The sequence below is a fragment of the Candidatus Methylomirabilota bacterium genome, assembly GCA_036002485.1.
GTDB lineage: Bacteria > Methylomirabilota > Methylomirabilia > Rokubacteriales > CSP1-6 > AR37.
The window spans coordinates 17,151-28,398 of sequence record DASYTI010000095.1; the positions used below are offsets into that span (position 1 = coordinate 17,151).

Here is an 11,248-nt window from a genome sequence, read left to right on the forward strand (position 1 = left end):
CAGGAGTGCTGGGCCATGGCGACCTCCCTGCCATTTTCGGGTCTTGAGGCCAAAAGGATTTCCCCGGCGGGATTCTCCCTCAGCCCCGCAACGTTTTCATCACCTCGAGGTTCTCGAAGGCCCGGCGGGGCGTCCCCTCGAAGATGATCTCGCCCCGGTCGATGGCGTAGAGCCGGTCGGCTACGCGGGAGGCGGTCATCAGGTTCGACTCGGCGATGAGGAGCGAGACGCCCATGGCCTTGATCTGGGTGACCGCCTCGATGAAGCGGCTCACCACCACGGGCGCCAACCCCTCGAAGGGCTCATCCAGCAGGAGGATCGAGGGACCGAGGGTCAGGGCGCGGGCAATCGCGACCATCTTCTTCTGGCCGCCCGAGAGGTGGAGCCCGCGCCGCTTGGTGAAGTCGCGCACCTCGGGGAAGAGCTCGAAGACGCGCGGGTCGATGCCGGCCTGGCCCACGCGCCGGCCCGCGGCCAGGGACTGGCAGATCAGGAAGTTCTCCTCCACGGTGAGGTCGGGAAAGATGCCGGCGTCCTCGGGCGAGTAGCCGATGCCGGACAGCGCCCGCTCATGGGCAGGCACCCGCGTGATGTCGCGACCCTTGAAGGTGACGGTGCCGCTCCGCACGGGGAGGAGCCCCATGATGCTGTCGATGGTGGTGGTCTTCCCCGCTCCGTTGCGCCCGACCAGGACCACCGACTCCCCGTCCTGCACGGTCAGCGACACGCCGTTGAGGACGTGGGCAGGTCCGCGAAAGGTGTTGATCCGCTCGAGCTCAAGCACCGTGCTGGGTTCCCAGAAGATTGGCCGTCACCTGCTCGTTATTGCGGATCTCCTCCGGGGTGCCGTCGGCCAGGATGGTGCCCTCGTGCATGGCGACGATCCGCGGGCAGTACTTGAAGACCACGTCCATGTCATGCTCGACGATCACGGCGGTGATCCCCCCCGCCCGCACCACCGACGAGATGATGTCCATGATGGGCGCCTTCTCACGCGTGCTGACGCCGCTGGTCGGCTCGTCAAGGAAGAGGAGCTTGGGGCGGAGCGCGTAGGCCACGGCCACGTCCAGCAGCTTGCGCTCGCCCTGGCTGAGCCCGCCCGCCACCATCCCGGCCTTGCCGGCCAGGCCGAACTGCTGGAGCACGGCCAGGGCCTCGTCCCGGACGGCCCCGTCCGCGTCCGACAGCGAGAACAGCTTCCGGGTCTTTCCGTCCCGCGAGAAGATGGCCAGGGCCAGGTTGTCGAGCGTGGTGAGCTGGTCGAAGAGGTTCACGAGCTGGAAGCTCCGGGCGATTCCTCGGGCGATCTTCTCGTGGATGGACTCGCGCGTGATGTCCGCCCCCTGGAACACGATGGCGCCGGAGTCCACGGGGATGAGCCCGCTGATCAGGTTGATCAGGGTGGTCTTCCCCGCCCCGTTGGAGCCGATGAGGGCGAGCACCTCGCCCTCCGTGACGGTGAAGTCCACGTGGTCCACCGCGTGCGTCTCGCCGAAGTACTTGGTGAGCCGGGTCGTCTGGAGCAGAGCGCTCACGCGGTCTTCCTCCCTTTGCCCCACAGCCGGATAGCCGTGCCCACGATGCCGGCGGGCAGCCCGAGCACCAGCAAGACCAGCACCACGCCGAGGAACATCTGCCAGTACACGGTGTAGCCGACGGCGAAGGTCTTGAGGTAGTTGAAGACGACGGCCCCCACCACGGGCCCGGCGAAGGTGCCGAAGCCGCCGAGCACGGTGAAGAAGACGATCTCGCCCGAGAAGGTCCAGAGCAAGATGTCGGGTGTCGTGAGCCCGTTGAGGGGCACCCAGAGCGCCCCGGCCAGGCCCGTGAAGACCCCGGAGATGAGGAAGGCGATCCAGCGGTAGTGCCACACCTGCACCCCGACGAACTCGGCCCGGGTCTCGTTGTCGCGGATGGCCTGCAGCGCCTTGCCGAACGGCGAATGCACGATCACCCACATGACCCCCACCGCGGCCAGGAAGATCACGAGGACGTAGTAGTAGTACCGGTGGGCCAGGAAGGTCATCTTGTCCTGCCCGGCCCCGATGGACACACCGAGCAGGGTGGGCGTGGGCACGCGCAGGCCGTCCGTCCCGCCCGTCACCCAGAAGAACTTGAAGGCCAGGCTCCACAGCACCTGGGACAGGGCGAGGGTGAGGATGCTGAAGAAGATCCGCGTGTAGCGCACGCAGACGAGGCCGAAGAGCGCCGCCACCAGGGCCGAGGCAAGGATGCCGGCCAGGACGAACAGCTCCATCGAGGTGACCTTGAGGTACTTGACGGTGAAGGCGACGGCATAGGCGCCCACGCCGAAGTAGGCCGAGTGCCCGAAGGAGAGCAGGCCCGTGTAGCCCAGCAGCAGGTTGAAGCCCAAGGCCGCGATGGCGAAGATCAGGCCGTAGGAGAGGAGCACCGTGTCGTAGGGGTTCACCACGTAGGGCAGGACCACGAGGGCGAGGATGATGGGGCCGGCGGCGACGAGCAGGCGTCGGGTGGCCGCGGGCATGGGGCTCATGCGCGGCCGAACAGCCCGGCGGGCCGGATGAGAAGGACCACGGCCGCCATCAGATAGAGCACGGCCAGCTCGACTTCCGGGAAGAAGGTGATGCCGAGCTCGCGGACCACGCCGACCATCAGCGCGCCGATCAGAGCGCCTTCGAGGCTCCCGAGGCCGCCGATGACCACCACGACGAAGGCCAGGATGAGGGCATCCACGCCCATGCCCAGCACGGCCCCCTGCTGCGGGACGACGATGGCGCCGCCCACGCCCGCCATGAAACAGCCCAGGGTGAAGGCCTGGACGTAGACGCGGTTGACGTTCACGCCCATGGCCTGAGCCATACGCATGTTCTGCGAGGTCGCCCGCAGGACGACGCCGAACTGGGTGCGGTAGATGAAGGCCCAGAGACCGGCGGCCGCGAGACCCCCGACGACGATGACGGCCAGGTTGTAGGTCGGGTAGATGGACTCGCCGATGTTGAGGCTCCCCATGCCCTCGAAGAGCGAGCTGACGGACAGGGGGTACGGACCCCAGATGAAGCGCATGAGGTCCTCGAGGATCAGCTGCAGCCCGAAGGTGATGAGCAGCTGGTACTCCTCGGGACGCTTGTAGAACGGCCGGAGCAGAGTCGGCTCGAGCGCGGCGCCCAACACGGCCGCGGCGGCGGGGCCGGCGAGCAGCACGAGGTAGAGCACAGGCGTCGGGGTCGGGCCGCCCACCAGCCGCCCCACCGTCCAGGCCGCCACGAAGGCCCCGAAGGCATAGAGGTTGCCGTGGGCCAGGTTGACGATTCGCATGACGCCGTAGATGAGGCTGAGCCCGCCCGCGATGAGGAAGAGCACCGCTGCGTAGAGGAGCGAGTTGAGGACGTGGATCAGCAGCGTGTCCATGGCCCGCTACGATGCCTCAACTCAGGGAGCGGCATCAACCCGAAACTGCGCTACCGCCACCTCGGGGTTGACCCAGTTGTCGCGCAGGCCGAGGGCCACCAGGGCGGTGTACGCGCCCGGCTTGAGCCGGCCCTTGAGATTGACCACGAGCCGGGCGCCGTCCCGGTCGCGCGACAGGCCCGCGTCGGCCACCGCGCCGTCGGCGCCCACGATGACGTAGCGGCAGACGGGCACATCCGCGCGGTCCTCGTCGGAGACCGGCTTGCCCAGCGGCTCCCGCACGATGCGGTACTCCCGCAGGAACCTCTCGACGCGCTCGATCTCGGGGACGATCTCCAGGCGGTCGCCGCGGGCGGTGAGGCGGGTGACGAAAGCCCGGCGCGGGATGGCGAAGCGATCATAGGTGCCGACGCCGTTGGGGTTGGTGAAGTCGCGAAACGCCGTCAGGACGACCTCACGCTCCGACCACTTGTCGAGCGAGTACGGCCCATTGGTGACGAGGAAATGGCCGCGCCTGGCGTAAAAGCTCTTGAGGGCGGCCCAGCGTGTCTGGGCCTCGTCCGCCGTCACGAGCCGCTTGAGGGCGGGCGGGACATAGGCCTGAGCCGCGAAGCCATCCACGAGCGCGGCCAGCGCCTCCTTGGTCTTCGGATCTCGCGCCAGGTCGAGCCACGGCACGCCTCGCCGCTTGGCCTCCGCCGGCGAGAAGGCCGCGAGGCCGCGCTTGACGGCCTCCTCCATCAGCACCATCACGGGCCAGGGCAAGGCACTCCAGGGCGTGGCGAGGGCGGCGAGGGTCGCGTCATCGAAGGCGCCCCCGGTGACGTAGACGTCGATCACCGGAACGATGTAGGTGAACGTGGTATCGCTGTACTTCTTGACCTCGGCGTCCACCTTGACCACGCGGAAGCCGACGAGGGCCTGCCGGAGCGGCGCCGTGGCGGCTTCTACGACGGGGTCGCCCGCGGGTCGCCCGCCCGCCCGCGCGCCCCACCGGTAGGCGAAGCTATACGCGTAGGCCGCGTCCGCCGGGGTCATGCGCGTACTGTCGTGGAAGGCGGAGGCCACGAGGCGATAGGTGACGCGGGCCCGCGCGCTCTTGCCTTTCCCCGCTTCACGCAAGAGGCCGGTGCCGGGCTCGGGGATCATGGCATCCTCCGGCAGCTCGATATCGGAGATTGGAGGGGAGGTCGCCGGCCGCGTGACCGCCACGGGCGTGGTTCGGTTCGGCAGCCACTCGGAACTGTACGGCGCGGGGATCAGGGCCGGGTCGCCGACTGCAGCCCAGAGCAATCGGCCGGCGGGGTCAGAGAAGCCCGCTATGGGATTCCACGCAGCGGCGGGCCGGCTGGCCATCCCCAATCTCAGCCAGCCGTTCCACGGGAAGTCCTTGAGCTTGACGGTGCGGAGGAAGATGGCGGAGTTGAACCCGGTCTGCGAATCCCAGGCGACGTTCTCGACGCCCTGGGAGAACTCCGTGTTGAAGTACTCGCTGCGGAGCACGTAGCCGAGGACCACGCGGTCGCAGCTCTCCCCGAGGCGCTGGACCATTTGGCGCTCCATCTCCAGGCGCTCCGCGTCCGTGCTCCAGCCGCCAGACGACAGACGCCCATAGAGGCCGTCAACCGCCTGGCGCGCTCCGGCATCGGTCAGAGTCGCCGCCTGCAGCAGATAGGCGTGGAACCAGCCCGATTTGACCCAGGCCGGTTCAAGCCAGCCATTGAGTCCGGTCCACTGGCGAGCGAGGAGGGATTCGAGAGTCACATCCTCGACGACAAGGTCCCAGTCTCTGCCCTGGTACTGCGGAGGCCGGGCAAGCGACTCTGCCCATGGGCCCTGCAGCCGAGTGGCCAGGGGAACGGTCGAGGCGGCGGCCGGGCGCTCCTGGATCTCTCGCTTGGCCTTCTGCGCCTGGTCGAAGTGGGCAAGATAGTCGGCATGCAGCGGCGTGACCGCGTAGGGGTGAAACACATAGCCCGATCGGGAAGCGCTGAGCGCCCTGGCGATGCCGAGCGCATGCTCGCAGCGGCTCTGGCGGGTCCTCACCGTCCGCGACGCGGGGTTGAAGGTGAGCACGACGTATCCCGCGAGCGACTCGACGGCCTTGACGTCGGCCGGGGCGCGGCCGCCCACGAAGGGGTCGGCACCGACATAGGCGTGAAGCTTGGCGCTCTTGAGCAGCGGCGCCGCCGCGGCGGCCGGCAGAGCCTCGAGCCGGATCTCTTGCGGGTAGTAGGACGGATAGAAGGGCAGCTCGTGACCAGCCCCGGAGGGAGCAGCCCAGAGCAGGCAGAAGACGAGAAGGAGGAGCCGGCGCCCGATGGGCGCGCTTCGACAAAACCGCCGGCGCTTCATGAACGTGAGCAAGGGGGAGGGGGGCGGTTCCCGCTCCCCTCCCCCGAACCCGTGAGCCGGGGCGCTAGAGCTTGACCGTGGGCCAGGTCTTGTCGATCCAGGTGTAGGTCCGGGTATCCTCGCCGCTCGGCGCCGGCCACCCTGGAGGCGCCGTGATGTTGCGGATCGGGATCGTGATGATCTTGTTCGGATCGAGGATCTGGAACGGATAGTCCGGCGAGTTCACGCTGAAGCCGGTCATGGCATCCTTGTAGCCCTGGTGGTTGTCCGGCCGGATGTGCAGGTAACCCGCCGGGCCGGAGATGGACGCCCCTTCCAGCTGGCTGATGATGGCCTCGTCATCGGGCCAGCCTCCCGTCAGCTTGTTGGCCTTCTCGATGGTCTGCTTGAGGAGCATGAGCGTCGTATATGCCCCTTCCGACTGGAAGTTCGGGTACTCCTTCCACCGGTCGAGGTACTTCTTCACGAACGCCGAGTTCAGCGGCCAGCGATCTTGCGGCGGATAGTTGAAGTAGTAGTTGGAGTGGACGCCCGCGATGACGCCCTCCGGGTGATCCTTGCCGATGGCGTGCGGGGCCACCCCGAAGGCGATCATGCTCGTGAATTTCATCTTCTTGAACATGTCGTAGCGCAGGCCCTGCTTGTACATGGCCACGTAGTCGCCGCCCCACACCGAGGAGACGAGCAGGTCGGGCTTGGCCGCGATGGCCTTGGTGATGTGAGAGGTGAAGTCCGTGGTGCCGAGCTTGGGCCAGCCCTCGGAGACGACCTGGGTGCCGGGGAGCATCTTCTTCATCACGATGTTGAAATGCGCGAAGGCGTTGCGCCCGTAGGAGTAGTCCGGGTGGATGTGGGCGATCTTCCGCACCCTGGGCCAGGTCATGGCCGTGGCCACGGCCGCCGTCACCCCGTCGGCCGACTGCATGTTGGTGATGCGGAAGATGTAATGCGGGTTGAGCACGGCCTTGTCGAAGAGGAAGTCGGTGCACCCGTCGACGAAGATGGTGAGCAGCTTGAGCGACTCGGCCTCGGGCCCGAGAGCCGGCGTGTTGCCGCTGGAGATGACCCCGGTGAAGAGGTCGATCTTCTCCGAGAGCTTCATCCGGCGCATTTCCTTCACGTTGGCGTCGGTGCCGGCGGCCTCGTCGGCCTTGATGGTCTCGATCTTGCGCTTGCCCAGCAAGCCGCCCTGGGCGTTGATCTCCTCCGCGGCCAGGATGTGCCCCTTGTACGAAGGCTCTCCGAGCACGGCGGCCGCGCCCGTGAAGAAGGTCATGTGGCCGATCTTGTACGGCGTGTCCGGGATATTGCCCTTGGGCTGCGCTTCGGCTCGGCCGATGAGAGCCGGTGCGCCGACGAGCGGCACGCTGGCCGCGGTCGCCGCGGCGCCGACGGTGACGCCGAGCCGGCTCAGGAAATCACGACGGGATACCTCTGCGGCCATATGGAGTCCCTCCTTCATTGGGTGGACAGTTTCGAGGCCAGTAGGGTAAGGCGATAGTAGCCCTGGTTGACGCCAAGCTCAAGGCGTAAGCGCGCCTGGCGGGCCACTTTCAGCACCATGCGTCAGGGTGAGAGCCTCGCGCCGTGGGCCGGCTCCGCCTATAATCGGACCGGCTGGTGAGCGAGATATGCGAGCAATCGGGCTGGCGCTTCGAGGTATGGGGGCGGCCGTGAGGTCACGGCGGTGGCTCTTCGGCGCGGTCGCGCTCGGCGTCTTCGCCCTCGACATCCTGGTGCCGCCGCTCGTCCTCACCCTCGCCCGCAAGCCGGTCACCGCTTTCACCATCAATCCCTTGCTGCCCACCCTGCCCGGCTACCTCGTGTCGGGGCCTGGGTCCCTCGGGGAGCGCCTCGCCAAGGCCTGGGGCTTGGCCCTCTTCTGGTTCTCCTCGGACAACTCGTTCGGGCTCGAGTGGGGCTTCGCGGTGACAACGGCGGACCTCGCGCGCTTTGCCTTCATGTCGCTCCTCGTCGCGCTGTACTTCGCGCTGTGGATGGAGCGCCGCGCGCGCTTCGCGGCCGTCCCGTGGGGTCGCCGAGCCGGTGGAACGGGGGGTGTGCTGGGCGCCCTTGGCGGCGTCCTCGGACTATCCACAGGTGGTTGCACCGTGATGGGCTGCGGCGCGCCCGTGCTCCCCGTCATCGGACTCGCCTTCGTGGGCCTCAGCAGCACCACGATCAAGTGGATGTCCGAGCTGTCCACCATCGCCACGGCGCTCGTGATGGGCGGCCTCGGCATGGCCGTCCTCTGGCTCGGCTGGCGTGCGGGGTGGCGGACCGGGCCGTTCGACTGATGGGGAGGCACGTGATGGAGCGGCGCACTTTCATGGCATTGGTCTCGGGCGGGCTCTTTGCCGCCCCGCTCGTCGTCGAGGCTCAGCAGGCGAGAAAGGTGTGGCGGGTGGGCTTCCTGACTTTCGGCTTCAAGCCCGTGCCCGGGTCCCCTACCAGCCTCGATCCGTTCTTCCACAAGCTGCGCGAGCTCGGCTACACGGAGGGACGGAACGTCGTCCTGGAGTTCCGCTACGCGGAGGGACGAACCGAGCGCTATCCCGCCCTCGCGGCTGAGCTGGTCAGTCTCAACGTCGATGTGCTCGTCGCCGAAAGCACCCCTGCCGCTATTGCCGCCAAGCAGGCGAGCGGCGTGGTCCCCATCGTCATGGTCTCCGTGAGTGATCCCGTGGGGACGAAGTTGGTCGATAGCCTCGCCCGTCCGGGTGGGAACATCACGGGGCTATCACTTCTCGCGCCGGAATTGAGCGCCAAGCGACTGGACCTGCTCAAACAGACTTTGCCAAGGCTCTCGCGGGTGACCGTGCTGTGGAATTCCGCCAATGAGGGCATGAAGCTCAGGTTCAACGAGACCCAGCATGTCGCGCCGGCGTTGGGGCTGTCCCTTCAATCGGTGACGGTGCAGCGCCCCGAAGATTTCGACGTGATCTTTGCCGCCATGAGTAAAGACCGGCCTGAATCGCTCCTGGTCTTGGCCGACACCGTCACCGTGGCCAACAGCAGACACACTGTCGAGTTTGCCGCACGGAACCGGGTGCCCGCGATCTACGAGGCGAGGGCGTTCGTGGACGGCGGCGGCCTCATGTCGTATGGGATAGACTTTGCCGAGCAATACCGCCGCGCCGCTACCTACGTGGACCGGATCCTCAAGGGCGCCAAGCCCGCCGACCTGCCCGTGGAGCAGCCTACGAAGTTCGAATTCGTCATCAACCTCAAGGCGGCAAGGGCGCTCGGGCTGACGATCCCGCCACCAGTGCTCGCGCGGGCGGACGAGGTCATCCCGTAGCCTCTACCGCCGGGCGAAGCAGGGCGCTCAAAAAGGTCCAGATGCGAGGCGGCGAGGGCGGCGGCACCCCGAGGCGTAGATATCACTCAGCCCTCGCCTCGTGGCTGCGCCTCTCAGCTCGAACTGCCACGTACGTTGAGCGGGTGCCCTCGCCAACGAAGCACATGGGCCTTTTTCAGCGCCCTGCCCAGTGTACACTCGGCGCATGCTCTCGCGCCCATTCGGCCCGACCGGCATCAGCCTGCCGGTCATAGGCCAGGGCACCTGGCACATGGGCGAGGAGCGCAAGCTCAGGAAGGACGAGATCGCCGCGCTGTCGCTGGGGCTTGACCTCGGCCTGACCCACATCGACACGGCCGAGATGTACGCGGACGGAGGCGCCGAGGAGATTGTCGCCGAGGCGGTGGCCGGCCGGCGTCGCGAGGCCTTCATCGCCACCAAGGTCATGCCCTCGAATGCCTCGTATCGAGGCACCATCGAGGCGTGCGAGCGCTCCCTCAAGCGCCTGCGCACGGACCACGTGGATCTCTATCTCCTCCACTGGTGGAGCGGGCGGCACGCCATCGCCGACACCATGCGGGCCATGGCCGAGCTGTGCGCCGCGGGCAAGACGCGCTTCGTCGGGGTGAGCAATCTCGACGTGGCCCAGATGGAGGCCGCCCAGGCCGCGCTCGGCGGGATCCGCCTCGCCTGCAATCAGGTCCTCTACCATCTGCGCGACCGCGCCATCGAAAAGGACGTGCTCCCGCATTGCGAGCGCGAGCGGATCGCCGTGGTCGGCTACACGCCGCTGGCCCGCGGCGGATTCATGCGAGGCGCGGTGGCGGACATCGCCAAGCGCCTCGGCAAGACGCCGCGCCAGGTCGCCCTCAACTTCCTCACGCGCCGGCCCGCCCTCTTCACCATCCCGAAGGCGGGACGAGCCGAGCACGTGCGCGAGAACGCGGGCGCCCTCGACTTCACGCTCACCCCTGAAGATCTCTCGGCCATAGACGCCGAGTATCGGAGCTAGACAATGCCCTCAGCAAAGGCCATCGGCCAGTCCCTGCCCCGCGTGGACGGAGGCGAGAAGGCCGCGGGCCTCACCCGCTTCGCCGCCGATCTCCCTCAGCCCGGCATGCTCCACGCGCGGCTCGTGCTCTCGCACCACGCCCACGCACGCGTGGTCAAGGTGGACGCGCGCGCGGCCCGGGCCGTGCCCGGCGTGGTCGGCGTCTTCACGGGCCGCGATCTGCCCCTTCCCCAGCAAGATCCCTCGGACCGGAACCGCTGCCCGCTCGCCCTGGAGCGGGTCCGCTTCGTCGGCCATCCCGTGGTCGCCGTGGTGGCCGAGAGCGAGGCAGTCGCCGAGGATGCCGCCGCCCTGGTCGAGATCGAGTACGAGATCCTGCCCGCGGCGGTCGACGCGCTCGAGGCCATGCGCCCCGAGGCGCCGGTGGTGCGTGAGCGGGGCGGCGACGGCGACGCCGCCGAGCTCGGCCAGCACGGGGCGGCGGGCGGCGGCGCCACCCTGAAGGAAGCGCTACCCCCCAATGTCGCGAGCACTCAGCACTTCACCAGGGGCGACGTCGCCAAGGGCTTTGCCGAGGCCCATGTGGTGATCGAGCGCACCTACCGCACGAGCATGGTCCACCAGGGCTACCTCGAGCCCCGCGTCGCCGTGGCCTCCGTGGACGCGCTCGGCAATGTCACCGTGTGGACCACCACGCAGGCGCTCTTCTACACGCGCTCGGAGGTCGCGGAGGCGCTCGGACTGCCCGAGCATCGGGTGCGCGTCGTGGCCACGCCGCTGGGCGGCGGCTTCGGCGGCAAGTTCGTTCTCCTGGAGCCTCTGGCCGCCGCCCTGACCGTGGCGGTCAAGCGACCCGTCTCCCTCGTGCTATCGCGCACCGAGGAGTTCTTGACCACGACGCCGGCGCCTCCCAGCGTCTTTGAGCTCAAGACCGGAGTCGGCAAGGACGGCAAGCTCACGGCGCTCCAGGCGCGGGTCATCTTCGACGCGGGCGCCTTCACGGGCGCGCCCGTCGGCATCGCCTGTCTCATGCTGGGCAGCTGGTATCGACTGCCCCACATGGACATCCGCGGCTACGAGGTGCTCACCCACAAGCCCGGCAATGGCGCCTATCGCGCCCCGGGCGCCGTCCAGGCCGCCTTCGCCCTCGAGTCGCAGATGGACGACATGGCGCGCGCGCTCGGCATGGA

The 11,248-nt window shown here is 68.1% G+C and carries 10 protein-coding genes; 4 read left to right on the plus strand and 6 right to left on the minus strand.

Annotated elements, in window-relative coordinates:
• Positions 1–79 precede the first annotated feature (79 nt).
• The 6 genes from VGT00_09235 to VGT00_09260 form a co-directional block, all read right to left on the minus strand.
• The gene (locus VGT00_09235; GenBank protein ID HEV8531587.1) at positions 80–784 is read right to left on the minus strand and encodes an ABC transporter ATP-binding protein; all 705 of its coding nucleotides are present in this window, start codon (positions 782–784) and stop codon (positions 80–82) included.
• Positions 777–1,535: an ABC transporter ATP-binding protein gene (locus tag VGT00_09240; protein HEV8531588.1), complete on the minus strand. Its 759-nt coding sequence runs from the start codon at positions 1,533–1,535 to the stop codon at positions 777–779. Before VGT00_09240 ends, VGT00_09235 begins: the two co-directional genes overlap by 8 nt.
• On the minus strand, positions 1,532–2,506 hold the full coding sequence (locus VGT00_09245; GenBank protein ID HEV8531589.1) for a branched-chain amino acid ABC transporter permease: 975 nt from the start codon (positions 2,504–2,506) through the stop codon (positions 1,532–1,534). Before VGT00_09245 ends, VGT00_09240 begins: the two co-directional genes overlap by 4 nt.
• A gap of 5 nt (positions 2,507–2,511) precedes the next feature.
• Positions 2,512–3,390: a branched-chain amino acid ABC transporter permease gene (locus VGT00_09250; protein ID HEV8531590.1), complete on the minus strand. Its 879-nt coding sequence runs from the start codon at positions 3,388–3,390 to the stop codon at positions 2,512–2,514.
• Between the two features lie 21 nt (positions 3,391–3,411).
• On the minus strand, positions 3,412–5,745 hold the full coding sequence (locus VGT00_09255; GenBank protein ID HEV8531591.1) for a hypothetical protein: 2,334 nt from the start codon (positions 5,743–5,745) through the stop codon (positions 3,412–3,414).
• 64 nt (positions 5,746–5,809) lie between these two features.
• The gene (locus VGT00_09260) at positions 5,810–7,189 is read right to left on the minus strand and encodes an ABC transporter substrate-binding protein (protein HEV8531592.1); all 1,380 of its coding nucleotides are present in this window, start codon (positions 7,187–7,189) and stop codon (positions 5,810–5,812) included.
• A gap of 229 nt (positions 7,190–7,418) precedes the next feature.
• Between VGT00_09260 and VGT00_09265 the strand changes: the two genes are divergently transcribed.
• The 4 genes from VGT00_09265 to VGT00_09280 all read left to right on the plus strand — a co-directional run.
• Positions 7,419–8,042 carry a hypothetical protein gene (locus tag VGT00_09265; GenBank protein HEV8531593.1) on the plus strand — a complete coding sequence of 208 codons (624 nt, stop codon included), beginning with the start codon at positions 7,419–7,421 and terminating at the stop codon, positions 8,040–8,042.
• A 14-nt stretch (positions 8,043–8,056) separates the two neighbouring features.
• Positions 8,057–9,046 (plus strand): ABC transporter substrate-binding protein, encoded by a 990-nt coding sequence (locus VGT00_09270; protein HEV8531594.1) that lies wholly within the window; start codon positions 8,057–8,059, stop codon positions 9,044–9,046.
• Between the two features lie 205 nt (positions 9,047–9,251).
• Positions 9,252–10,058: an aldo/keto reductase gene (locus VGT00_09275; GenBank protein ID HEV8531595.1), complete on the plus strand. Its 807-nt coding sequence runs from the start codon at positions 9,252–9,254 to the stop codon at positions 10,056–10,058.
• Positions 10,059–10,061: 3 nt separating this feature from the next.
• On the plus strand, positions 10,062–11,248 hold a 1,187-nt coding region (locus tag VGT00_09280), incomplete at its 3' end, for a molybdopterin cofactor-binding domain-containing protein (GenBank protein ID HEV8531596.1).

Bases quoted from the DNA above. Each gene is read 5' to 3' on its own strand.
- VGT00_09245 (HEV8531589.1), bottom strand. From the start codon at position 2,506: ATGCCCGCGGCCACCCGACGCCTGCTCGTCGCCGCCGGCCCCATCATC.
- VGT00_09250 (HEV8531590.1), bottom strand. From the start codon at position 3,390: ATGGACACGCTGCTGATCCACGTCCTCAACTCGCTCCTCTACGCAGCG.
- VGT00_09255 (HEV8531591.1), bottom strand. From the start codon at position 5,745: ATGAAGCGCCGGCGGTTTTGTCGAAGCGCGCCCATCGGGCGCCGGCTC.
- VGT00_09260 (HEV8531592.1), bottom strand. From the start codon at position 7,189: ATGGCCGCAGAGGTATCCCGTCGTGATTTCCTGAGCCGGCTCGGCGTC.
- VGT00_09270 (HEV8531594.1), top strand. From the start codon at position 8,057: ATGGAGCGGCGCACTTTCATGGCATTGGTCTCGGGCGGGCTCTTTGCC.
- VGT00_09275 (HEV8531595.1), top strand. From the start codon at position 9,252: ATGCTCTCGCGCCCATTCGGCCCGACCGGCATCAGCCTGCCGGTCATA.